Raw genomic sequence first — 23,408 nt, forward strand, 5'->3', positions numbered from 1 at the left:
GGGACGAACTTCAATACTGCAGTGTATCTCCATAATACTCGCTCAGTATTTCTGTATAGTCAAGCCCTGCATCAGCCATTCCCTTAGCCCCGTTCTGGCTCAGTCCGATGCCGTGCCCATAGCCTCCCCCTTTCAGTGTATATCCTGTGAGAGTGCCTTCCTCGTATTCCGGCACAAAATAGAAGAAGGCGCTGGGAAGCAGGCTCATCCCGTCCGCCTCATATCCGTCCTGAGCGATTACAGGCGTATACAGGGGCGATAAAAACTTTCTTATAGAATATTCCCCTTCCACTTCAAAACTGCCTCCTTCGCCGCTTACAGCGAGCCTGAGGGCAGATCCGTTCTTCAGCCTTTCAGCCACCGACATTTCATACACCTGTCCAAATCCCTCCTGCCACAGTCCGGCCAGCCTGGTAAGTTCCTCTATTGAGAAAAATGCCTGCCATCTGTACCATGTCTCCGAGGCCTCATATGCCTTCGTCCCCCCTGTATCCATAAATGCACAGAACACAGCTTCTTCTGAGAGATCATCCTGCATGGCACGTCCGCAGGATGTAGAATAGTAAAGGGCATCCACAAGCGTGCCGTCCCCTTTTTTGAGGACCATTCCCCGTGTCCCTTCCACAGCCTCAGTGCTCCTCTGGTCAGGTCTGTTGTTATTATATACCTGATATGAGACACTGTCGTCCACATCAGCATGATATTCTGCCGCCCTGCCGCCCGACATGCTCTTGAGGGCGTATGTCCTGGCACAGACTGCCTGGGCTTTCAAGGCTTCCAGAGGATAAGAGGCCGGCATTTCACTCGGCACCACTCCCTTTAGATATGTCTCTAAAGGAAGTTCATTGATAACAAGCAGCGCCCCGTCCTGCACCCTCACTTCCATCTTCCCACAGTAAGCAGGACACTGTACGGCACGCGCCAGATTAGGAAGAATGATTTTACCTTCTTCCTTTAATGGCGTCATTGTCATTATGCCGTCAGCCAGGTATTCACTCTCAGGTGTCAGTTCCAGCACCTCAGAAGTACTGTGTTCTTCCTTCTTTCCCGAATATTCCAGTATAAAATCAGATGTACAGCCGATACTCACGGCACTGTGATAATCATATGAATAATTATCCGAACAGATCAATACCCGGATAGATGGGTTCTCGCCGCAGTCCTCAATTGTAAGGCCGCCCTCTTTCCCCGTTTCTGTCTTCTGCTCTGCCTGAGATACCTCTGTCACACCCTGCACTTCTGTCCCCTTCTGAGTTTCTGTCTCTCCCTGTGCTTCTGACTCCTTCTGAGTTTCCGTCTCTCCCTGCGCTTCTGTCTCTTTCCGGTTTTCTGTCTCTCCCTGTGCTTCTGTCTCTTTCTGTGCTTCTGTCTCCCCAGACGCTCCTGCACTGGCTGTCCTGATTTCTTCCGTATCCTCTGTCCCGCCAGGCCCGGTATCCTTTTCCTCCCCCTGTGCCTGAAGCGCCTCAGACATATCAGCCGCCTCCCGGGAGGCAGACAGAAGACGTTCCTTCGTTTTCTGCTCAATCATTCCAATATAAACTACCATAACAAAAAGCAGGGCGCAGATGTAAAACAGCATCCTCTTCCATTTTTCTTCCATGATTTTCTAACCTTCTCACCTTTTCCATATAATTAAGTATATTGAAGTATGTCCAGAAAATTCCATAAATAACCGGCAATTTAATCCAGATCTGCTGCCAGGCAGAAAAAAAGGAATGCTGTTTTGCAACAAACATTCCTGTTATTTCTGCCTGCATATTCAGATAATACACCACATAAGACAGCAGTACGGTCCTCAGACTCTTATTCCAAATTTATAAATCGTAATGCTGCTGTACTCTTCGCCTGCTTTCAGGATCGAGGACGGAAACTCATCATGATGGGGCGTGTCGGGATAAAACTGGGTCTCCATGCAGAAACCGTGGTGCGGTCCGTAAACAACCCCTTCTTTGCCTATCTGAGTATTCTCCAGGAAATTTCCCGTATACAGCTGGATCCCCGGACAGTCTGTATATACTTCCATAGTGCGGCCTGACTCCGGCTCCATAACCTCAGCGATCTTCCTGACCTCCATGCATCCGCCCCTCAGCAGGAAATTATGGTCATAGCCATGGGCCAGCCTCAGCTGCTCATCATCAGCCCCCATATCTCTTCCGATCGCTTTAGGTTCTCTGAAATCAAAGGGTGTTCCGGCCACCTCTCTGATCTCACCTGTGGGAATAGATTCTTCATCTACCGGCAGATATGCATCCGCTTCCAGCTGCAGTATATGCCCCGTTATCTCTCCGGCATCTTGTCCTGCCAGGTTGAAATAACTGTGATTCGTCATATTTGCAATTGTATCCTGATCACATTTTCCGCTGTATTGGATCTTCAGCTCATTTTCTTCTGTAAGCGTATATTTCACAGATACCTTAAAATTTCCCGGAAATCCCTGCTCTCCGTCCGGACTCATGCGTGAGAACATTACTGCATTTTCCTCCTGGATAATCTGAGCATCCCAGATAAAGCTGTCATAACCATGAAAGCCGCTGTGAAGGTCATTGCCATTCTCATTCTTATCTAATTCGAATACCTGCCCGTTAATGCTGACCTGGGCGCCTTTTACCCTGTTGCAGTTGCGCCCTACTGTGGCTCCCAGATAGCCGCCATTTTCTATGTAATCAGTCACATCCTCATAACCCAGCAAAACATCATCCAGCCTGCCGTTCTTATCAGGTGTACTTACAGCCACAAGAGTCGCGCCGTAATCTGTGACCTCTGCGCTCATGCCATTCTTGTTTGCAAGAGTATAGATAAATGCCTCTTTCCCATCCCTTGTCATGCCAAAATCGTTCTTATTGATCCCCATCTCTTCTCCTTCCAGCCCTCCCGTCACTGTCTGCAGCAGCGGAGTCTTTATATGTTTTCAAGATAAAAGCTGCCGTTTGACAGGATATCCGGCCTCACAGCAGCTTATGCTTTTTCTTTAGTACCTCCCAAAATGCCGTTTCCTGTCTTCTGACTCCTAGCAATGCTAGGTGGGTAACCGCAGCCATAATCTCTGCCTTCCGCTGACCAAGGCGGCCTGACATTAATTACAGCAATGTAGGAATCCCGTTTAAAGTAAATGTAGGTTCAAAACGACAGGAGTGTCGCACATTCCAGGAAGTACCTTTTTCTTTATTAAGATTATACTCTAGTATCTGTCTATTTTCAATATATAATTCTATAAAGAATTTATTACCACTAATTAAAAAATAACAAAAAGGGATGCTGCAAGATGCAACATCCCCATTATATATTGCTTAGTTTAATTCGTCAACAACTTTCTGGATAGCTGCAAGAGCGTCATCCGGAAGTTTATCGTAACCGTCTTTAACAGTTGCAGTTGACTTAACAAAGTTCACACGGTCTGTCATACGTGCCTTTAACTGGCCAACGTACTCAGGATCGTTCATATCAGGAACAAATCCTTCCCAATCCATGATCTCGATATCAGAGAATGGTCCCCACTGTTTGAAATCTGCTTTTCTTTCAACGATAGCTTCAAGGATTCCAAGAGTATCAGCAGGTTTAACCTTCTTGCCCATGAAATCGCCAGTATTGATGATATAGCAGTCTACATTCTTCTCAGCTACGAGTTTTTTGAATTTCTCATAGTCGTTAGCCAGAGGATATGTTCTGAACGGGTTAGCATAAGGTACTACTACTAATGCGTTAGGATCAACTCCCGGTGCAAGTCTTTCTGCTGAAGAACGTTTTGTAGCCAGTGTTGCTCCCATAACAGATGCAAGAGAAGCTCCTTTTAATTTAACAACCGGCGGGATTGTCGGGTCTTTCATGATCCAGAAGATTGCATTAACCGGCTCGTCAATCTTATCAACACGGTTCGGAGACCACAGTTTAGATTTGATAGCACGTCCGTTACCATTTCTGATATCTTCTGTTACGATCTGGATATGTCCGTCCTCATCAAGTGTTGCTGAGTTGTTCATAGATGTTAAGAGATATTTGTTATCTTCACATCCAACCGGATAATCCTGTGTCTTATCAAAGTAAGTAGGCTCAAGAGCGATAGATGCACATGTATCAGTGTTGATGATGAATGCGTCATCATGAAGCACTTTGATGCCGTATTTTCCGTCATGCTTAGCATGTGTCAGAGTAGACTTACCTGATCCTGACAGACCATAAACAGATGCTACATATTTAGATCCGTCTGCTAATGTATATTCTTTCTGTCCGCCGTGGCAGGAGGCATATCCGTTACGGTTTGCAATAGCCCATGCCATTGTCAGTGTGCCTTTTTTGTGCTCTCCGAAGTATCTCATACCAAGGATACATGCACAGTTCTGGTTTGTATTGAAGTAGCAAAGAGTCTGAGGATCGCTCAGGCAGCTGAAATCAACGCCCGGATGCTCAACCGGTGACCACTGGGGATCAGAGAAGATATAGATATCTGCTTCTTTTCCATCACCTACTGCTTTGGAGTTCTTGTACATCTTAACATATTCATCAGACATATACTGGAAGTTCAGCATCCAGGAATACATGATGTTCTCTTCTCCTTCCGGGATCAGAAGGTGAGCTTTTACCATGAATTCAGGATCAAGGCCTACATAAACCTCTGCATGGTACATTGTTTTCCAGCGTGACTCATATACAGCGTCCATAGCCACTTTATCAAGTGCTGCGCAGTCAACTCCCGGTTCACCGGCAATACGGCGTGCTGCAGCATAACGGCCTGTGATAGCGCCATCGTTGAATAAGAGAACTTTTGCATCCGGTTCCAGACCGAATTCCTCTCCTCTGTATACTGGCATATCTGTAACGATTGTTCCTGTTGAGTTTTTAGCTAATTCATAAGCCTCTTTTAAAGTGTTTACTTTAACTACGTTGTTTCCGTAGAAAGCTGCTTCGATAATGGAACGGGTCTTTGCAAAACCAGTTTTGCCAGCGCCGATTTCATTAAGTGGATAATACGCTTTTGTTGACATCTTATGTCCTCCTTTATCAAAATTTGGCTTCATTATCTCATTTTCAAAGTCAAATGTCAAGTATTTAACAAAGCCAGTTTACGATTTTACAGCTTTTTAATAATTTGGCCTGTCCTACCAGAACTTTTTAACAGATTTCTTAACTGCCACAGCAAACCAGATGACAAGCACCAGAAAAACTACTGTGATTGCCAGGTACCAGGAACCCATAAAGTTAGTATAGTCATTGATAAGCCCTGCACCTCCGCAGATAAGCGCGCCTATTCCCAGCGCCAAAAGCCTGGGCCCCATATATTCCATATAAGCCTTCTTATCCTTGCAGCGCTTCAGAGGAGTAGTCGGATTTAAAAGAAGATTCTCCTTCACCTCCCCCTTCACCTTCATCAGGTAATATGCATACAGTATGTAAACACCGCATCCCAGGACTATGACGTCCAGGAGCACAAACATTGAGTCCATATTCTCCCCCCTCTATATTCCCAGGAATTTCTTAACAGTATCTTTCATATCAGCCGCATCCACAACTGTATCATGGAGCACAGGGGCATTTCTGATCTCATCTATAGCCCTGGGCACAGCAACTCCTGATATTTTATTCAGTTCATCCACCAGTTCAAAATCTGACATGGCATCATATTTTTTATCGACAGCATCCATGACACTTCTAGTAAACTTATACGGGCTGGCTGTAGAAGCTATGACTGTCACTGCCGTATCGCCAGTCTCCTCCGCATACTTGCGGTAAACCCTGGAGGCCACAGCTGTGTGCGTATCCAGAACATAACCTGTCTTGCGGTAAAGCCCGGCTATCTCATCAGCTGTCTCCGCCTCTGTGGCATAGTTGCCGTAGAAATCCGCCAGTTTTTCCTTCATGTCTTCTGTAATCTCATATCTGCCGTCTTTTACGAGAGCTTCCATCATCTGACGGTTCTTACTGTCATCTTCCCCTGCTATACGGTACAGCAGCCTCTCCAGATTGCTGGAGATCAGGATATCCATGGAGGGTGATGTAGTCAGGATAAACTCTCTGTTTCTGTCATATGTGCCTGTTCCCAGGAAATCATAAAGCACTCTGTTTTCATTTGAAGCGCAGATAAGCTTCCTGATAGGAACTCCCATATTCTTTGCATAATAAGCTGCCAGTATATTTCCAAAATTGCCTGTGGGAACGACAACATTTATCTCTTCACCATTTTTGATGTCCCCTGCAGCATAGAGCTTTGCATATGCATAGACATAATATACGATCTGAGGCACCAGTCTTCCGATATTGATAGAATTTGCAGATGAGAACTGGAATCCGGCAGATGCCATCTCCTTTTCCAGATCTTTATCTCCAAAGATCTTCTTTACCCCTGTCTGTGCATCATCAAAATTCCCCCTGATACCTACAACAAATGTATTGTCCCCCTTCTGGGTCACCATCTGTTTTTCCTGAATCGGGCTGACGCCTGACTTCGGATAGAAGACCACGATCCTGGTACCGGGAACATCCGCAAATCCGGCAAGCGCTGCCTTTCCTGTATCTCCTGAAGTAGCAGTCAGGATCACGATTTCGTTAGAAATATGGTTTTTCTTTGCTGCTGTGGTCATCAGATGCGGAAGAATAGACAGCGCCATATCCTTAAAAGCTATCGTAGCGCCGTGGAACAGTTCCAGATAATAGACTCCATCTTCCTTCTTCAGAGGCGCGATCTCCTCTGTGTCAAACTTTTCATCATAGGCTCTGGCAATGCAGCTTTTCAGCTCTTCTTCCGTAAAATCTGTCAGATACTGTTTCATCACAGCATACGCAGTTTCCTGATAGCTCATACCTGCCAGTTCATCCATGCCGGCATCCAGCTTCGGGATCATTGTTGGGACAAATAATCCGCCATCCTCTGCAAGGCCCTTTAAAATAGCCTGTGAAGCTGTTACTGTGGTATCACTGTTTCTCGTACTTTTGTATAGAAGCTCCATATTTCCCATCCTTTGCTCTTTCTTTGTTTTCTTATCCGGCTCACCTCTGTGAAAAAATGAAGCCGAAAACTTCTCAATTTATAATTATAGCATAGAATTTAGCACTGTACAAGGCAAAACTAAAGCAGACTTTACGCGAAATTAATCGAAAGAGCGCTGCCCGGCTATACAGCCCTGCAGCGCTCTTTCGTACTTTGCATCACTATTCGGCAAATTTGTAATACTCATGCCCGCCATACTCGAACATCCATTCCAGCGTGTCATCAAACCACTCAGCATTGTGCTCATCAGCACTCGACCTGGCAATGAAGAAAAGCGCTCCTTTCGAGTTATCTTCCCCATCCAGTGCCCTGTCTACAGCCTCTATGGTACTGTCTGTAATATCTACGCTGTAAATACGGCCGTCACTCGTCGGCGAAAACTGCGGTGAACCGCCAACCGTCTGCCAGACCACATCATAAATATTGTCCGGAAAATGGCTGTCCTCCACCCTATTGAGCACAACATTTGCCACTAACATCTTGCTGTAGGTATCCCCGCCTGTAGCTTCAGCTTCTACAATCTGCAGAAGTGCATAATAATCCTCTACAGGCATCTGATGCTGACGCACTGCCAGCTGGGATATGTACCCGATACCGCTCATAGCCTTCAGGCCTTTTTCTACAGATATCCTGTTCAAGGCACCCTTGCTTGCCTTTGAATTTCCAACCAGGACATCTTCATGAGCATTCTCGATGCTTTTGGAGCTGGCCGCCGCAGAATACTCCTCCAGGCTGGTGACACTGTTAACAACACCCATCAGCCCCGCCTGAAGTTCATTGGGGATATTTTCTTCATCCCCCGACTCTGCTTCCTTGTCCTTTGAATTCTGGACGGCATAGACTTTGTTTTTGCCCCCACCTGAAAAGCCGGCGGCACCCAAAACCACCACAGCAAGTACGGCAATGCCGGCCACAATTATTGCGCATTCCCTATAGGTGCGCTTCGTCAACGCCTGTTTTATGAAATTCCATGCTCTGCAGAAAATTTCCTTCAGCCATAACATCTTACCGTACCTCCCTCCTTTTCTAAATATTTTCGCAACTCTCCGGCACCTGCTGCTCCCGGTCCTGCAGACCAGCCTGAACCGGATAGTTACATATTATCTATCTAATCTATGGAAAATACTCTTTTTCGAAGAGACTATGCGCCTTTTTTCGATGGAGTAATCTATGTCGCCCTTAGTAATTGAAATTATATTGAAATTAAAATCAAGTGTCAAGTATGGTTTCATAATTTTGTAATATCTTACATGGCATTTTTTTAGCTCAGCAGCCTTTTTATGAGATATCCACAAAATATTTTGATAATTCCCCCTATTATTTTATGCATTTTTACATCTGCTCATTTTTTTGTATTTCCATTTTTTATGAAACATTTTTCTACATTTTACAACATTTTACATTTTTATTTCGTTTCTATTTATTTTTTAAATATTTCTTTAAATCCATTTAACATTTTTGAAATATATCTCATACTGCTTCTCTGCTGAAAAAACGTAAAGGCAGACTGCTATGATAATCCTCAAAAGAATCACATAATAGCCTGCCCTAATTCTATCTTTTGCTGCCTTTTATCCGGTTGCCAAATTTATGCTGTCTCTTTATTATTGATAGCTGTCACAAGAGCATTGATAGATGCCCGGATAATATCCTGATCTACTCCGGCGCCCCAGTACAGGCTGTCATTCTTATCCTTGATTCCCACATATGCGATAGCCCTTGAGCTGGAACTCTGTTCCAGAGCATGCTCCTGATAAGTTACAAGGTCATATTCCAGATGATAGCATTTCTTCAGGGCATTGCTTACTGCATTGAGACGTCCGTTTCCGGAAGCAATAGCCACCCGTGATTCACCGTTGCATGTAACAGTCACTTCAGCAATGATGCCGTTGTGCTGTTTGAAATGTACTTCTGTAATATTATAAGGAGTCTGAATATCTTCATATTTCTCTTTAAACAGTTCAAATATTTCTTCTGGCTGCAGCTCTTTATGCTGTTCATCAGAAACTCCTTTGGCTGCATATCCCATAGCTTCACGCATTTTTGCCGGAAGATTCAGGCCGAAGTTCTGCTCCAGGATATATCCCACGCCACCCTTTCCGGACTGGCTGTTGATACGGATAACATCAGCTTCATAACGCCTTCCCACATCAGTGGGATCAACAGGAAGATATGGAACTGTCCAGTACTGGCAGTCGTTCTCTTCTCTGTATTTCATACCCTTTGCAATAGCATCCTGATGTGACCCTGAGAATGCTGCAAATACAAGTGCGCCGCTGTACGGGCTTCTCATATCAATGCTCATTCCTGTAAATTTCTCATATTGTTCACTTACATATGGCATATCTGTAAAGTCCAGTTCAGGGTCCACACCCTGTGAGAACATATTCATGGCAAGAGTCACTATGTCTACATTTCCTGTCCTCTCACCATTGCCAAACAGTGTTCCTTCTATTCTGTCGGCTCCTGCCAGTATCCCCATCTCAGCGTCTGACACGCCGCAGCCCCTGTCATTATGCGGATGCAGAGAAAGTATCACGTTTTCGCGGTATTTCATATGGGTGCTCATGTATTCAATCTGGCTGGCATATACATGCGGCATTGAATGCTGGACCGTGCTGGGCAGATTAATGATCACTTTGTTGTCAGGCGTTGGCTGCCAAACATCCAGCACGGCATTGCAGACCTCCAGAGAATACTCAACTTCTGTGCCCGTAAAGCTCTCAGGGCTGTATTCAAATGAAAAGTTTCCTTCAGTCTCAGCTGCCAGTTTCTTTAAGAGCGCTGCCCCGTCGACAGCGATCTTCAGGATCTCCTCTTTTGACTTTTTAAATACCTGCTCTCTCTGTGCAAGAGATGTGGAATTATAAACATGGACTACTGCCTTCTTTGCCCCGTTCAAAGCCTCGAATGTCTTGCGGATAATATGTTCCCTGGCCTGTGTGAGCACCTGAATCGTAACATCCTCCGGTATCAGGTTCTGCTCGATAAGCGCTCTCAAAAAATTATATTCTGTATCAGAAGCTGCGGGAAATCCCACTTCTATCTCTTTGAAACCAACTTTTACAAGAAGCTTGAAGAATTCAATTTTCTGGTCCAGTGTCATCGGTACTATCAGCGCCTGGTTGCCGTCACGAAGATCTACACTGCACCATATAGGGGCTTTCTCAATATGATCCTTCTCCACCCATTTAAAAGACGGTTCTGGCGGCATGAAATACTGCCTGGTATACTTTTCAAAATTTTTCATATCCATTCTCCTTTTCTTTTCTGATTCCTGCCGCCTGCACCATACCGGCAGCGGTCCTGCTTCTTACTATATATAGTAATTTTCAGTGATAATATGAAGCGGTTTTCAGAAGGGTCTGCAGTCTACGCGTGAATAACCTGACAAGAGTTCTTTTATACCGGTGAACCCATATGGCTTTTCCGGAAACTAAAAAAGCCCCCCATCTCCTGACATCTGCTGTCATTAGAGACGAAAGACTGACTCTGCATGTCTTACGCGGTACCACTCTATTTTATGAATTACTTCATACTCTCTGCGGATACGGGTCCAATTGCTGAACATTATATCCTCCCAGGATAACGGTAGGGTTCCGTCTGCGCCTACTCTTCCATACATCATGAAATTTGGGGCAGCCGCTCCAAGGTGAGTTCCCATCCATCCTTCTGCCGTCTCACACCAGCCGCCGGCTCTCTGTAATCAGAACGAATCGTACTATTCCTCTTCATTGCATTCTCTATTATCAACTGAGTCTAAGATATCATTTTTGTTTCATATTGTCAAGCAGAATTTAGTTTCAAAAAAGTTCTGGTAATTTGATCCTTTTTATGGTTATAATAAAAAATAGGCTAAAAAGGAGAACTTAACACTATGGAGTATTATTTAAACATTTTTTTGGATGTTCTGACAGACACGAGCCTGGACTGCATTAAGATGCTTCCTTTTTTGTTTGCTGCATTTCTCGTTTTGGAAGCGCTTGAACATTATTCAGGCAGTTTTCTTAACAGGATGCTGGCCAGAGTAGGCTGGTCTGGTCCCATCTTCGGCGCTCTGGCAGGCTGTGTCCCTCAATGCGGCTTTTCTGTCATGGCTGCAAACTTATTTGCCGGCGGCGTGATCTCCCCCGGTACCCTGGTTTCCGTCTTTATTGCCACTTCCGATGAAGCCATCCTCATCCTTCTTGGAAATCCGGGACGCGGAAAGGATATCCTCATTCTTCTGGCTGTCAAGGTTGTTATAGCAATTCTGGCCGGATATGCAGTTGACTGTCTCTGGAGGCAGAGGCAGACAGATGACAGGCATCTGGAAGATCTCTGCTCCGGCTGCGGCTGCCATGATCACGGGGGTATTGTAAAGCCGGCAATAAAACACACAGTAAGAATACTGATTTATTTATTTGTGTTCTCCGGTGTGCTGAATCTTATAACTGAAATTTTCGGCATTGAAAGGCTGTCTGCCCTCCTTCTGGGCAATACCATTTTCCAGCCGCTGATCGCCGCTGTCATCGGCCTGATCCCCAACTGTGCCGCATCTGTCATACTTACTCAGCTTTATCTGGACGGTGCGATCACATTTGCTTCTGTCATTGCCGGACTCTGCACGGGAGCCGGTGTTGGGCTTATTGTTTTATTTAAGATGAATCCAGACAAAAAAGAAAACCTGAAGATCATCGGCATCCTATATCTGACAGCATCTGCAGCCGGTATCCTGCTGAGTCTGGCGGGCTGGTGACCAAATGAACAAAAATGCGCTTTGCGCCCCCCCTCGAGCCAATATTATGAAAAGCGCAGCTTTTGTTCCGCGTGCGCTGCTGTACATCCTCCCGGAAGGGGCTTCTATATGAAACGAAGTTTCCTATAGAAGAACCAAAGGGTGTGCCGCAATAACCTGGCACACCCTTTGGTCATTTCCCCCTTCTTATTTAATGCTCATGAACCGTTTATTATCATAACATCCCGGTTCGTACATCCCGTTATAATCCACCATCAGACAGACATTGTCAATGACGTCTTCATCCACAGCCCATATGAGAGTGTACTCTTTTTCTTCCCCTGGTTCCAGGTAGTAATAATAAAAGTCACTTCTTGCCTCTCCCTCAATATTTTCGGCGCCGTCAAAATAAAATGGCCGGGATTCCATCTGAATATTATCCACTTCCACCTGTTTATGGACTGTATTATCCATGAAAGAATAATGGCCGTCTTCCTCCTGCCGGAGCAGATACGCAAAAAGCCCTCCCTGAGCCATCTTTAGGGAATCGCTGTTATTCTTTGCCCTGACCCTCACTAACAGATATTTCTGCTGCACCTGCTCTATTTCTTCATCTCCTGTCAGCGGCCAGCTATCTGCCTTAACCCTTCCCTGTGGCTTCAGTGTCCCATCCTCACGGATCCACCAGCTGTTATCCTCATAATCAATAAAATATTTTTCCTCCAGATCCGGCAGCTCGCTGATACTGTCGGCATGGATCACCTCCATTACTTTGTATTTTACTCCGTCTGAAATTTCTGTCCCCTGCGCGTTTACCATCCCGGCTTCTTCCCCCATGGGCGTAACAGCATCCGCAGGAACCCCTGCCTCGTTGGCTGCCATGCTCTTTTTATTTTCTTCCTCCATTCTTTGCTGCCGGATTTTCTTTAATTCTTCTGAAGTATAGGAAATATCCTCCTCTGTCTCTGTGACTATTAATGAATCAGCTACTTTTTTCAGTTCTCCCATCTCCACCAGATCTGTCCCATACAGAGCTATTGCATATCCCTTATCCGGATTGAACAAGTATATCCTTTTATCAAATGGGTGGTAAGACATCTTATTTTCTTTTAACTGCACAATATCCGCATCCATTCCTCCAAGTATATCTGTTGTTACTGATTCCACGCCAACGCAGTCAAATTCGCCGCTGTTACTGTCCATAAGATCCATGTTTACAGTCCTGATAGAAATTCGCGCATATTCATCCTTCTCATATTTCCCCTTCTGCCATTCTTTATAGCCTTCCGGCAGATAGGACGGCTTCGCCTCAAACTTCTTCGGTACAAGTGTATAATCAATCTTGAATTCATATGTCATACTGTCCCCTGTCTGGCTGCTGTTTTTAACAAAAAATCCTCCTGCAGCCACCACTGCCAAAGATGCTGCAGCCAGCAGAACCATCACTGCAGCTGCAAGACCTAATCTTCTGCCGATTTTTCTTCTGCCCATTTTGCGTACTCTTCTGTGGGAATTTTCTGCACTTCCTTCCCTTATCTGTCTTGCGTTCGCCCGTATAAGGGCATATGTTTCATCAAGCCTGTCATTTATTGTCCTGCTGAAAATTAGATCCTGGCATAATATCCTTGAGATTTCCTCATTATTATACTGCTTACTCATCCTATTCCCCCCTTATGATGAAGATGCCTGACTGTATCCCGTTTTTTTTAAATTGCATTCTTTTATAATCTCATCACTTCTCATATATTCTTTGCGAAACTTATCCCTTCCTCTTGCCAGCCTTGTCTTCACCGTGTGTTCATTCATATCCAGCAGTCCGGCTATCTCTCTCGTATTAAACCCTTCCACATAATAAAGGACAAGTATCGTTTTATACTTCTCTCCCACAGATTCCAGAAGCTCTTCAAATTCCAGGTTTACCTGCATCTCCTCCATAAATGGCCTTTCCGGATAATCATCCAGAAGACGGAGTTCTTTATTCTTCTTTAAAATATCTTTACATCTGTTAATCAGGATCCGTATCATCCATGTCTGAAAATAATCCGGCTCTTTCAGTGTCCTGATTTTTTCATAGCAGGCCAGTATCGTCTCCTGCATGGCGTCAGCCACATCCTCTTCACAGTGCAGATAAGATTTTGCCACCTTATACATCCCCTGCTTAGAGCGTTCTATCAGTTCAATAAACGCCTCCTCATCATCATTCTGAGCTCTCTTTACCAAATACCTCACATAAAACTCCCCCTTTTCCTTAGTCTGACTTATTTATACCCATTAGACGAAACAGGGCGCTATTTGGACTCAGAATTAAATAATTAATTTTCAATCTATATAAAAGATTTTATGTAACTAATCCCGCATTTTTAAATTCAAAAAAAATCCGGTCCGTCAAACAGTGAGAGCTGCCTGACCTCATATCCCCTCTTATAGGCAGCTATAATATCTTTCATATTGTACAGTATCCCTCTCCTGTCACATTCTGCCGCAAATGCTTTATATAGTGATGCTGCTTTAGGGGATCTGCATTCATAGTAATTCCCATATCGTTTCTGGTACTTTTCTGCAAGCCCCTCTCCCGGAAAAATTTCCTCCAGTTTGTTATAATACCAGTCTCTCTGATTCTGTCTGAGTGTCATTCCAAAAGCAGGATATATAAATCTGGCTCCGCACTCTGAAGCACGTCTTACTATTTCCAGAACATTTTTCTGATCATCTTCCAAAAACGGAAGCACAGGCATCAGCAGTATGCCTGAAAAAAGCCCTGCACCGGACAGCTTTTCTATCATCTCAAAGCGTTCACTGGAAGGGGACACGTTAGGCTCCAGCTTTCTGCAAAGTTCATCGTCTGCCGCCGTGACCGTGACTTTGCAGAGAACCGGAGAATGTTCTGCTATCCCCGACAAAACATCAATATCACGCGTCATCAGACTGCTTTTTGTGGCAATTGCAGCTCCGAATCCAAAGGCGTCTATGAGCTCCAATGCATGCCTTGTCAGCTCCAGCTCCTTCTCAAAAGGATTGTAGGGATCGCTCATAGCGCCAGTTCCCACAACTCCCGTCCCTGACTTTCTGCGCAGCTCATCCCTGATAATCTGGAGAGCGTTTTCTTTTGCCCTGACCTGGTCAAAATTTTCTACATGGTAGCACTCAGAACGGCTGTCACAATAAATACATCCATGACAGCATCCCTTATAAATATTCATATTATAATCTATCCCAAACCACGAAGACGGACTTTTCGTTTTTGTCACTATCGTCTTAGCAGGTATATATTTCATTGTCTTTTCCCCCATATTTCATAATTTTTTCATAAACTTAAGCTATACTACTAATATACTCTCAGAAAGGATGAACGCCATGACAGAACCAATCAAAGAAGGTTCCGCGCTGATACACGGAGCCAACATCCATTACCGCATATATGGTAATGGTCCTAAAACACTTCTGCTGCTGCACGGTAATGGAGAAGACGGCCACTGCTTTGACAAACAGATCCCCGATTTCTCAAAACATTTTCAAGTCATCACCATGGACAGCAGGGGACACGGCCTCTCAGAAAGAGGTCCTGAACCACTCACTTTGGATCAGATGTCAATTGATGCCATTGAACTGTTAAAATACCTGAGGGTAAAGAGCGCTTCTGTCCTGGGATTCAGTGATGGTGCCAATATTGCCATGCTGATGGCGCTGAAAAGTGTATACCCTATAGAAAAGCTGGTACTGGCAGGTGGAAATCTTTATCCCATGGGTGTTAAGCCCTCCTGTCAGCTCCCCACTATACTGGGTTATGGAATCTGCAGCCTGATTGCAAAATTTGATAAAAAAGCAAGGATAAAGGCAGAGATCCTGGGGCTCATGGTCAAAGAACCGCGTATCAATCCTGACAGTCTGGGACGCATCACCGCCCCTGCTCTTATACTGGCCGGTGAACGTGATATGATAAAGGATAAACATACAAAGCTTATCGCCCGCTCACTGCCCAAGAGTACACTCACTATTATACCAAAGGCTTCCCATTTTGTCTTTGGCAAATGGGCAGAACAGACAAATGAGGTTGTCCTGAATTTCCTTCGCTCAGACAGCAAAACAGTTCCGGGACATCATGTCAGCCAGTAAAAGCCCCTCACTAAAACCGCAAAGAGCCGGCCTGCATTTTTTTGCAGTCCGGCTCCTTGCGGCTTATGTTTCCGCCATCTGTGATATCTTCAGAATATACAGCCTAAATCTCATCAACGTGCGCCTCCACAGACGCCTTGAGGAATGCTGCACATCCCTGCATATTTCCGTCATAGTACGCCCTGAATCTCTCATCAGCCACATACATCTGCACAACCCCGCAGTGGGCTTCCTTCGTATAGCTGGGCCATGTAAATGTAAGCCATTTCTTGTGAAGCTCGGCCGCTTCACGACCTTTTTCACCTTCGGGCTTTTCCTGATTCCTGACAGCCTCTTCCAGTATCTGCAGGATCCTCTCACCTGTGTCTGTCATCTCGCTGTACGCTTCTTCTGTAAGTCCCAACATTTTCTTATTGCTTTCATCTACAGAAGTATCACCATATTTTGAGCGGATCTCATCACCATACTTCTCTTCATTCTCTGCTATGATCTGTCTCTTCAGCCCCATAAATTTTTCCTGATCTGCCATTTGTATTCTCCCTTCTTCTTTCTGAATTGTCTTCTCAACATTTTCTATCAGAAGGGCAAGCTGCACCCGCCGCTCACTAAGTTCCTTCAAGTGCCCTTTTAATACATCCAGCCTGAAATATTCCGGGGCGTCCATTGCTTTCTTAATATCAGACAGCCCTAATCCAAGCTCCCGGTAAAATAAGATCTGCTGCAGCCTGTCTACCTCCCCCTCCCCATAGACGCGGTAACCGCTGTCCTCTTTTCGGGAAGGCTTAAGCAAACCAATCTCATCATAATACCGAAGAGTCCTGGTGCTGATTCCAGCCAGATTTGCAAGCTTTAAAATTGTGTATTCCATCTTTGCACCTCCTGACAAAATCAGCATAAACCTTTACGCAGCGTTAAAGTCAACCCCTTTTTTCTTCTGCCGTCAGAAATTTAAAGTCGAGTTACCATAATGTATTCTTCCGCATTCTCATACAAAACGCTAAAACCAACTTTTTTATACATATTTACAGCATAGTTGGCTTTTTGGACCGCAAGTGAAGCCTGCTTGTATCCTTGATGCTTCAGTAAATAAAGCATTTCTTTCATTAATGCAGTGCCTATCCCCAATCCCCGGAATTCTTTATACAGTGAAATTGCAAATGAAGGAGTCATATCATCAATATGGCCATAATCATTCATAATACGGACCCATACAGCACCGGCCACCTTTTCCCCGGCCTCCGCCACTAAGCCCGCATCACCCGTTTTCTTTCCAAAATCCTTTAGATATACCTGCAGCTCAGGCTGCCTGATTATTGATCTTGGCGGAGCCGCCATACCCTCCGGCACAAATATTGCTTCATACAGAAAATCTTCAAGCAGGCTATACTCTTCTTCTAATATCTCTCTGATTCTGTAATCCATAGAAACCTCCGATTGCAATTATTCTGCTTATCCTGCTATAAAAAGAACTTAACCAGCATCCAGATGATCAAAACTACAATTGCAGCCTTTCCCAGAATCCCAAGGAATCTGTTCTCCTTGCCGGCAGCCACATCGTATATGACCATATTCTCAAGCTTGATATCCGGTTCTCTGCTATTCTTCTTCAATACAAAATCATCAACTGTTGCCTTCCATCCGTTCGGTTCCTGGTAGACATTTGCCTTCGTATCACCCAGAAGCCTGTGCAAAGGCTCACTGTAATACTCACTTTTCACCAGACGCGGCATCATGGTCTCAGGATCATATATTTTTACAATCATATAGTACCTTATCACCTTCTGAGAAACAGAATAATCATCTGCCTTAACAGAAACATCCTGCCTCACTTCAACTATCGTGCCTTTAACCGGCGGGAACTGCTTAAGCCTCTGTCTCTCTTTTCTTGCCGCAGCTGCCTTCCTGTATGACATTAAACCAATATACAAAAAAACAAAGCCGCCCAAAAACATGACTGCTCTCAGTAAAAGCATCCCCGCATTGCCGCCAATACTTGAAATCAAATACAAGCCTGTAATATATGCCCACAGCGGAAAAATTACAAACATCGAAACAGCCATATTCATTTTTTCTTCAACCGGCCTGATTTTTCTGGGAATCACTTAGGCATCACCCTTTCAAAAACTCGTTACAATTCAGCCGCCTGCTTTTCAGCAGTCGTCTGACCTATTACATTATATGGCTTTTCCTGCTAACACCTCTTTGTAATCCTTATAATTCTTTTCAAGCAGAGCCGGAGTATCAAGTCCATATGGGCATTTTGTCTTACATTTACCACAATGAAGACACTCCTCTATCTTCTTCATCTTCGCCTGTACTTCAGGGGTAAGCTGCTGTTCTGAAGGAGACCTCCTCAGAAGCAGAGACATACGTGCACAGTTATTAATCTCTATCCCCGCCGGACAGGGCATACAGTAGCCACAGCCGCGGCAGAACTCACCCTGCAGCTCTTTGCGGTCCTTCTCTATCAGAGCGCTTATCTCTTCAGTCATAACAGGCGGCTTGGCTACAAATTCCAGAAATTCGTCTAACTCCTTCTCTCTTTGAATACCCCAGATGGGAAGCACATTATCATACTCCATCATAAAGGCGGCTGCGGCCTCTGAACTGGTAATAAGCCCGCCTGACAAAGCTTTCATAGCAATGAATCCCATATCAGCCTTCCTGCATTTCTCTACAAGCTCTGTCTCCTTTTCTGCTGAGAGGTAACAGAACGGAAACTGCAGTGTATCATACATTCCAGAATCAATTGCCTCATGCGCCACAGCAAGCCTGTGATTCGTAATTCCGATAAATCTTACCTTTCCCTCTTCCTTAGCCTTCAGCATAGCATCGTAGAGCCCATCCTCCCCTCCGGGAAGAGGACAGAACGGCGGATTATGGAACTGGTAGATATCCAGATGATCCGTCTTTAAATTGTTAAGGGTAGTCTCCAGGTCCTTCCAGAAATCTTCAGCATTTAAGGCTCCCGTCTTGGATGCCAGCACTACCTCATTCCGCACATCACTCAGCGCTTCCCCCAGTTTTTCCTCACTGTCAGTATAAAATCTTGCCGTATCAAAAAATTCAATGCCATTCTTATATGCCTTGCGCAAGATATGTTTTGCAGTGTCCATATTTACCCTCTGTATAGGCAGAGCTCCAAATCCATTCTTCTCCACTACAATTTCTGTTCTGCCAAGCCTTACCTTTGCCATAATATTCGCTCCTTTGTCTTTTTAGTTACATGCAAAAATCCATTTAAAATCGCCTCCGGCGATGGGATTTTTGCACCCTTGAATCATTTTTCTTACGGTCTGTGCAGTAAATGCGCAGACCCGCTGAATAGCTACCATATTATTACAGTTAAGCTTTCTGCCGTCCGGCATCCGTCTGCCCTTAACAGCGCTTCACGAAACAACGGAAAGTTAAACTGTAACCTCATAATACTATTCTCTACTATCAATGATAAAAAGTCAACAAAAAAACTATTGCAATTTATATAGAGTTATGATAGAATATCGTTCGTACCGGAGTGTGGCGTAGCTTGGTAGCGCGCTCGGCTGGGGGCCGAGAGGTCGCAAGTTCAAATCTTGTCACTCCGATTAAAGCCAGTAAAATCAAGGGTTCCGAGCATTTTTATGCATCGGAATTCTTTTTTTCTTGATTACCTTTGATTACCTATATATTTCACTATCTAAATAATCACTCACTTTGCAACAGGCATCTCCGCATTAATCTTTGACACGATTCTGTTTTTTTCTTCAATTTTTCTTCAATATTACTTATAACATACGTATAATATTGTTCATTTACATCCGGACTATGCCCAAGCAGGGCCGCTGCAACAGTTGCTGATACTCCCTCACATCTCATTTTGGAGTTAACAGTTCTTCTAAAGGCGTGTACTCCTCTTGGGGTTATACCTGCTTGTATACATTTATTATCCAAACTCATATATGGCGCAAAATTTGTTTTTTTATATAATTTACACGACAATTTTACTAGCTTTCATTTTTAATATGTGTTATAACACATATATATTTTAGAATACCAGGTACATATAAGGAGTGTGATACCCATGGAGAATTTTTTGTCAACATAATTAATCCAATTTTTTTGAGTAAAGAGGTATTTTGATGAAAAAAATTCCGTAAACTTATTGCTCTAATTCTTACTCTCATTACGGTATTATCTACAAGTATCATTACCTCTGCAGCATCCACTGAAGAAACAACTAATCCTTCAGTATACGAAATTAGAACAATTCCTACAAAAAGACAAAAATGAATTAATCGTCTTTGATGTAAATTCTGCTTTAAAAGATGGTTTTTCGAATGACATGATTACGTCTGTAGAATCTCAAATTGCAAGTATGAACGCTTTAATTACTCAAGGACTTGCTTACATAGACGAAAACTATTCTGCTATCATTCTTCTTCCCAGCACTCGCGCACAGGGAGAAAGTAAAATTGTTACACACTGGTATTACAGAAGTATACATGATTTCTGATAAAGCTCAAGATTTAATTGACTCACTATCAGCTGTCGGTGATGGTGCAACAACAGGTGGACTTTTAGGATTTCTTCCTGGAAATTTAGGAAGTGTGCTTGGTGGAATTGCTGGTATCTTTGGTGTAGGCACATTAATTTATAGATGGCAAGTCGAACAGGCTACTGTTTCTGGTACAGGAATCATTATGTATATTCAAACTGTCGAATCTACTCAATCAATCTATTTTACATCTCAATAAACAGGAGTATCCAGTAAGTATGAAAAAATCGCTACATATTTTGTTCATGTTATTAATTATCATATTACTAATTTCTAGTTTCCCAATTAAGTATATATTGGGATATCAACAAATCTCAGATATAATACGAGTAGTTGGATTTGTTATGCTAATATTCTATATAATCTTTATAAAAAAACATTAAAGGCAGGTGTAGCCAGCCACTATATTTGCAAATAGTTAGACTGCAGCATAAAAAACAAAAGATTATCTCGTGATGATCCAAAGCTTAAAAAAGCCTGGATTTCACGAGATAATCTCATTTCCGGGGTTGAAAGGTTAAAAACTAGAATTAACCGACAACTCCTTTACTATTATTATTGTTCAGTTATTTACGTACTAAAAAGGTGATAGAAAAATTTCAGGGAGGCTGGCTTATTTGACCAGTCTCCCTTTTTTTTGTTAAGCTATCATACATTTACTATTCATTTTGAAGGTGCATAAGGTAATGGACAAATGTTAACCTGTCCTTTCCCACAGTTTAAATGATTTTCTATACAATTGTGACGATTAAAGTACTCATTCACATGTCCGCAATTGAGACATCTATCCTGCCCAGATGCCGTATACCAATTAACTCTACAAGTTCCATCACTGTAAGAATGTGTGGTGTTTCCATCATAAACATGGTCTCTCATACAAGTAATATGTGTAAACCAACCACAATTCAAACAATTTCCTCTTGTTATTATAGGACTTAGAGATTCATCTTTTTGGGAAAATCCCGTTAAACCACACCCTACTATAACAGTTAAAATTACAATTATTATTAGTAAGAAAGGATTTTTTTCATTTGTTCTCCTTTTAATATGACTTTTCACTAGTTAGATGGAATATATCCTACCGTTAATATAATCTGGACATCTTTATCCTTGGTAAAAGAAATTAGTTGCAATGTGTCCCTGCCTCCATCTACATTTTCATTAAGCCACTTATATCCACACATTAATCCAAATTCATTCTCTTTTGTGATATCGTCTTGAAAATCACCATAGTGTTTTGTAAGTTCATTCAATGTCTTTTCAAAAAAATTAGATAAGTCACCGTTTTTATCCGAATTCCTAAAATCAAATCCGACTAATAGAAGTTCATCATTTTTAAATTCAAACCACTGTGTCCCTTCTATGTCAAACAGTTTTATTGGTTTGCTATTATAACAAAAAAAGACATTTTCTGATTGGTTAACAATTTTGTCTTCCTCAAAAGAAAACTTAAGGGATTTTTCTACTTCATCCTTAGATTCTTTCCATTCAATCCCTTTATAACCATAAATACTACCAGTTTTTAAATCTAGTAAATCTAAATTCTCATCGGTCGTATTTTTGCTACACCCAGTAACGGCTAAAGCCAATAGGGTGACTACTAGCACAATCATTATAGAAATATGATACTTAGTTTTCATGATCACTCCCATTTAGATATAATTTATGGACTTGGTGGTAACCCAATCATACAAATTTTGTACATTCCCTTTGAGCAATTTAAGTGGTTTTCAATACTAGGGTGTTCTCCAAATTGTGCGAGTGCCTTTCCACATGACGTACAAACTTCTTGGGCTGTGGCATTATACCAGTTAATTCTACATATACCTCCCCAATAACTATGTGTTGTATTACCATCATATCTATGATTACTCTGGCATACATAGTGACTATACCATGCACAATCAAGGCACATTAGTCTCGTTACGCCTTTGTTTTGTCGTTCCATTATCTCTTTCTGATGTTGTGAAATATTATCTTCATTTCTATTGGAAAATCCTGTTAATGTGGTTCCCATAACAATTATAATTACCATAACGATTGCAAGCAATCTCTTCGAATATTTCTTTTTCATATCCTTCCTAAACTTATCCAGTTTCAGTTAGCGTACAAAAAACCCTATTCGTTTTCAAAATAAAATATCCTCCATTGGAATCACTCTCCCCCACACGATTATTTCATAACTGTATGCTTAAACTATATATTTTTTCTAAATACTTGTCAATATTTCAAATTTTGTATTGAATATTATTTGAGTTATTTTGCACAAGTATAAAAATTAAATATATTTGACAACATGTCCAATAGAGACACTAATTTTTTCAATATATTTTAGTTATTTTTTATATTACAAAATTCATAATCTTACGTTACTGAGCATAGACCTTTTTATTTTCTTTGTTTATTTTTGACTATTCTTTGATTATTTGTGATTATTTCTGTTGTATTTAGATCAATTATCAAGGTTAGCAGATATGAATTTATTTAATTTCGTGAAAATCACTAATGGGTGAACCACAATCAGATGTCGAACACAGTCGAAACTTGCGACTAATACATGTTGAACTGCGCCATATAATGTCATATTATAATTATAGAGTTTGAGGTTTCTCACCTTATTTTCATAACTCGGCCGCATGAAAGCGGCCATCTCATCGAGTAAAGGCTAACCATTAGTTGATTAGCCGACCTCTCACACCACCTGGCAGACCGTTCGGTACCAAAGCGGTTCCTTATTTTTACTGACTCTCAGATAATAGTCAAGCAGGGATATATAACCCAGCTTGACTATTATTATATTGTATGGCAATAAATGCACAGAAAAAAGGCTGTCCCTTGCTGACTGCGATGTATTCTTCTATTGCTTCTGAGTTGCCAAACCAATCTGGAAGGGATTCCAGTATTGTCCTTGCGATATTGGCCCTCTCAATATCGCAGTTAATTTGTGTTATTGTCATTATATAAGTCTCCTATAATAATCAGCATAACGGACTTTATGAACAGGTATTAGTTCATCGGAGTTTACAAAAGCAATAAATTCCTTTTCCTTCAGCCTGTATATT

General features: G+C 42.7%; 20 protein-coding genes, 1 tRNA gene, 1 other RNA gene and 1 other annotated feature. Of the genes, 4 read left to right on the forward strand and 18 right to left on the reverse strand.

The genetic code is table 11. The features are described from left to right. Positions 1-10: 10 nt before the first annotated feature. The 8 genes from NSB28_RS02665 to NSB28_RS02700 form a co-directional block, all read right to left on the reverse strand. Positions 11-1,603: a SpoIID/LytB domain-containing protein gene (locus NSB28_RS02665; protein WP_109624334.1), complete on the reverse strand. Its 1,593-nt coding sequence runs from the start codon at positions 1,601-1,603 to the stop codon at positions 11-13. 195 nt (positions 1,604-1,798) lie between these two features. Then, positions 1,799-2,854, reverse strand: coding sequence for an aldose epimerase family protein (locus NSB28_RS02670; RefSeq protein ID WP_109624333.1), 1,056 nt, complete (start codon positions 2,852-2,854; stop codon positions 1,799-1,801). Positions 2,855-2,974: 120 nt separating this feature from the next. Next, positions 2,975-3,156, reverse strand: a non-coding RNA gene (ssrS, locus tag NSB28_RS02675) — 6S RNA. Positions 3,157-3,290: 134 nt separating this feature from the next. Further along, on the reverse strand, positions 3,291-4,982 hold the full coding sequence (locus NSB28_RS02680) for a phosphoenolpyruvate carboxykinase (ATP) (protein ID WP_109624332.1): 1,692 nt from the start codon (positions 4,980-4,982) through the stop codon (positions 3,291-3,293). A 114-nt stretch (positions 4,983-5,096) separates the two neighbouring features. After that, positions 5,097-5,441: a hypothetical protein gene (locus tag NSB28_RS02685; RefSeq protein WP_109624331.1), complete on the reverse strand. Its 345-nt coding sequence runs from the start codon at positions 5,439-5,441 to the stop codon at positions 5,097-5,099. A gap of 12 nt (positions 5,442-5,453) precedes the next feature. Then, entirely contained in the window at positions 5,454-6,941 is a 1,488-nt protein-coding gene (gene thrC / locus NSB28_RS02690; protein ID WP_109624791.1) for a threonine synthase, read from the reverse strand. Positions 6,942-7,143: 202 nt separating this feature from the next. Then, positions 7,144-7,986 carry a cell wall hydrolase gene (locus tag NSB28_RS02695; RefSeq protein WP_109624330.1) on the reverse strand — a complete coding sequence of 281 codons (843 nt, stop codon included), beginning with the start codon at positions 7,984-7,986 and terminating at the stop codon, positions 7,144-7,146. A 584-nt stretch (positions 7,987-8,570) separates the two neighbouring features. Further along, positions 8,571-10,232 (reverse strand): 2-isopropylmalate synthase, encoded by a 1,662-nt coding sequence (locus NSB28_RS02700; protein ID WP_109624329.1) that lies wholly within the window; start codon positions 10,230-10,232, stop codon positions 8,571-8,573. A 221-nt stretch (positions 10,233-10,453) separates the two neighbouring features. Beyond that, positions 10,454-10,726: a binding site (T-box leader), on the reverse strand. A gap of 133 nt (positions 10,727-10,859) precedes the next feature. Between NSB28_RS02700 and NSB28_RS02705 the strand changes: the two genes are divergently transcribed. Next, positions 10,860-11,720, forward strand: a complete 861-nt coding sequence (locus NSB28_RS02705; protein ID WP_109624327.1) for a putative manganese transporter — start codon at positions 10,860-10,862, stop codon at positions 11,718-11,720. A gap of 186 nt (positions 11,721-11,906) precedes the next feature. Here NSB28_RS02705 and NSB28_RS02710 read toward each other — a convergent pair whose 3' ends face one another. The 3 genes from NSB28_RS02710 to NSB28_RS02720 all read right to left on the reverse strand — a co-directional run bounded on the left by NSB28_RS02710 (position 11,907) and on the right by NSB28_RS02720 (position 14,974). Beyond that, a complete protein-coding gene (locus tag NSB28_RS02710; RefSeq protein WP_109624326.1) occupies positions 11,907-13,358 on the reverse strand; it encodes a hypothetical protein in 1,452 nt (483 codons plus the stop codon). A 12-nt stretch (positions 13,359-13,370) separates the two neighbouring features. Beyond that, complete coding sequence (locus NSB28_RS02715) at positions 13,371-13,928, reverse strand: RNA polymerase sigma factor (RefSeq protein WP_109624325.1); 558 nt, start codon at positions 13,926-13,928, stop codon at positions 13,371-13,373. Positions 13,929-14,065: 137 nt separating this feature from the next. Then, on the reverse strand, positions 14,066-14,974 hold the full coding sequence (locus NSB28_RS02720) for an SPL family radical SAM protein (RefSeq protein ID WP_109624324.1): 909 nt from the start codon (positions 14,972-14,974) through the stop codon (positions 14,066-14,068). 79 nt (positions 14,975-15,053) lie between these two features. Here NSB28_RS02720 and NSB28_RS02725 point away from each other — a divergent pair, with 79 nt between their 5' ends. Further along, complete coding sequence (locus tag NSB28_RS02725; protein ID WP_257497412.1) at positions 15,054-15,812, forward strand: alpha/beta fold hydrolase; 759 nt, start codon at positions 15,054-15,056, stop codon at positions 15,810-15,812. Positions 15,813-15,915: 103 nt separating this feature from the next. On the opposite strand, the gene NSB28_RS02730 is transcribed toward NSB28_RS02725, so the two are convergent. The 4 genes from NSB28_RS02730 to NSB28_RS02745 all read right to left on the reverse strand — a co-directional run bounded on the left by NSB28_RS02730 (position 15,916) and on the right by NSB28_RS02745 (position 19,009). Further along, a complete protein-coding gene (locus tag NSB28_RS02730) occupies positions 15,916-16,680 on the reverse strand; it encodes a MerR family transcriptional regulator (protein WP_109624322.1) in 765 nt (254 codons plus the stop codon). Between the two features lie 80 nt (positions 16,681-16,760). Further along, complete coding sequence (locus tag NSB28_RS02735; protein ID WP_109624321.1) at positions 16,761-17,234, reverse strand: GNAT family N-acetyltransferase; 474 nt, start codon at positions 17,232-17,234, stop codon at positions 16,761-16,763. 35 nt (positions 17,235-17,269) lie between these two features. Beyond that, positions 17,270-17,914: a hypothetical protein gene (locus NSB28_RS02740; RefSeq protein ID WP_109624320.1), complete on the reverse strand. Its 645-nt coding sequence runs from the start codon at positions 17,912-17,914 to the stop codon at positions 17,270-17,272. Positions 17,915-17,986: 72 nt separating this feature from the next. Next, positions 17,987-19,009: an aldo/keto reductase gene (locus NSB28_RS02745; RefSeq protein WP_109624319.1), complete on the reverse strand. Its 1,023-nt coding sequence runs from the start codon at positions 19,007-19,009 to the stop codon at positions 17,987-17,989. A 313-nt stretch (positions 19,010-19,322) separates the two neighbouring features. Between NSB28_RS02745 and NSB28_RS02750 the strand changes: the two genes are divergently transcribed. After that, positions 19,323-19,396: transfer RNA gene (locus NSB28_RS02750), tRNA-Pro, on the forward strand. Between the two features lie 867 nt (positions 19,397-20,263). After that, positions 20,264-20,545, forward strand: a complete 282-nt coding sequence (locus NSB28_RS02755) for a hypothetical protein (protein WP_109624318.1) — start codon at positions 20,264-20,266, stop codon at positions 20,543-20,545. Positions 20,546-21,404: 859 nt separating this feature from the next. On the opposite strand, the gene NSB28_RS02760 is transcribed toward NSB28_RS02755, so the two are convergent. The 3 genes from NSB28_RS02760 to NSB28_RS02770 form a co-directional block, all read right to left on the reverse strand. Continuing rightward, on the reverse strand, positions 21,405-21,986 hold the full coding sequence (locus NSB28_RS02760) for a hypothetical protein (protein ID WP_109624317.1): 582 nt from the start codon (positions 21,984-21,986) through the stop codon (positions 21,405-21,407). Positions 21,987-22,009: 23 nt separating this feature from the next. Then, entirely contained in the window at positions 22,010-22,420 is a 411-nt protein-coding gene (locus tag NSB28_RS02765) for a hypothetical protein (RefSeq protein ID WP_109624316.1), read from the reverse strand. A 685-nt stretch (positions 22,421-23,105) separates the two neighbouring features. Then, the gene (locus NSB28_RS02770) at positions 23,106-23,303 is read right to left on the reverse strand and encodes a hypothetical protein (protein ID WP_109624315.1); all 198 of its coding nucleotides are present in this window, start codon (positions 23,301-23,303) and stop codon (positions 23,106-23,108) included. Between the last annotated feature and the right edge of the window lie 105 nt (positions 23,304-23,408).

This window comes from Murimonas intestini (genome assembly GCF_024622195.1).
In the GTDB taxonomy this organism is placed as follows: domain Bacteria; phylum Bacillota; class Clostridia; order Lachnospirales; family Lachnospiraceae; genus Murimonas; species Murimonas intestini.

What these genes read in the sequence shown, in the direction of transcription:
- NSB28_RS02665 (WP_109624334.1), bottom strand. Translation starts at nt 1,603, where the DNA reads ATGGAAGAAAAATGGAAGAGGATGCTGTTTTACATCTGCGCCCTGCTT.
- NSB28_RS02670 (WP_109624333.1), bottom strand. Translation starts at nt 2,854, where the DNA reads ATGGGGATCAATAAGAACGATTTTGGCATGACAAGGGATGGGAAAGAG.
- NSB28_RS02680 (WP_109624332.1), bottom strand. Translation starts at nt 4,982, where the DNA reads ATGTCAACAAAAGCGTATTATCCACTTAATGAAATCGGCGCTGGCAAA.
- NSB28_RS02685 (WP_109624331.1), bottom strand. Translation starts at nt 5,441, where the DNA reads ATGGACTCAATGTTTGTGCTCCTGGACGTCATAGTCCTGGGATGCGGT.
- thrC (WP_109624791.1), bottom strand. Translation starts at nt 6,941, where the DNA reads ATGGAGCTTCTATACAAAAGTACGAGAAACAGTGATACCACAGTAACA.
- NSB28_RS02695 (WP_109624330.1), bottom strand. Translation starts at nt 7,986, where the DNA reads ATGTTATGGCTGAAGGAAATTTTCTGCAGAGCATGGAATTTCATAAAA.
- NSB28_RS02700 (WP_109624329.1), bottom strand. Translation starts at nt 10,232, where the DNA reads ATGAAAAATTTTGAAAAGTATACCAGGCAGTATTTCATGCCGCCAGAA.
- NSB28_RS02705 (WP_109624327.1), top strand. Translation starts at nt 10,860, where the DNA reads ATGGAGTATTATTTAAACATTTTTTTGGATGTTCTGACAGACACGAGC.
- NSB28_RS02710 (WP_109624326.1), bottom strand. Translation starts at nt 13,358, where the DNA reads ATGAGTAAGCAGTATAATAATGAGGAAATCTCAAGGATATTATGCCAG.
- NSB28_RS02720 (WP_109624324.1), bottom strand. Translation starts at nt 14,974, where the DNA reads ATGAAATATATACCTGCTAAGACGATAGTGACAAAAACGAAAAGTCCG.
- NSB28_RS02725 (WP_257497412.1), top strand. Translation starts at nt 15,054, where the DNA reads ATGACAGAACCAATCAAAGAAGGTTCCGCGCTGATACACGGAGCCAAC.
- NSB28_RS02730 (WP_109624322.1), bottom strand. Translation starts at nt 16,680, where the DNA reads ATGGAATACACAATTTTAAAGCTTGCAAATCTGGCTGGAATCAGCACC.
- NSB28_RS02735 (WP_109624321.1), bottom strand. Translation starts at nt 17,234, where the DNA reads ATGGATTACAGAATCAGAGAGATATTAGAAGAAGAGTATAGCCTGCTT.
- NSB28_RS02745 (WP_109624319.1), bottom strand. Translation starts at nt 19,009, where the DNA reads ATGGCAAAGGTAAGGCTTGGCAGAACAGAAATTGTAGTGGAGAAGAAT.
- NSB28_RS02760 (WP_109624317.1), bottom strand. Translation starts at nt 21,986, where the DNA reads ATGAAAACTAAGTATCATATTTCTATAATGATTGTGCTAGTAGTCACC.
- NSB28_RS02765 (WP_109624316.1), bottom strand. Translation starts at nt 22,420, where the DNA reads ATGAAAAAGAAATATTCGAAGAGATTGCTTGCAATCGTTATGGTAATT.
- NSB28_RS02770 (WP_109624315.1), bottom strand. Translation starts at nt 23,303, where the DNA reads ATGACAATAACACAAATTAACTGCGATATTGAGAGGGCCAATATCGCA.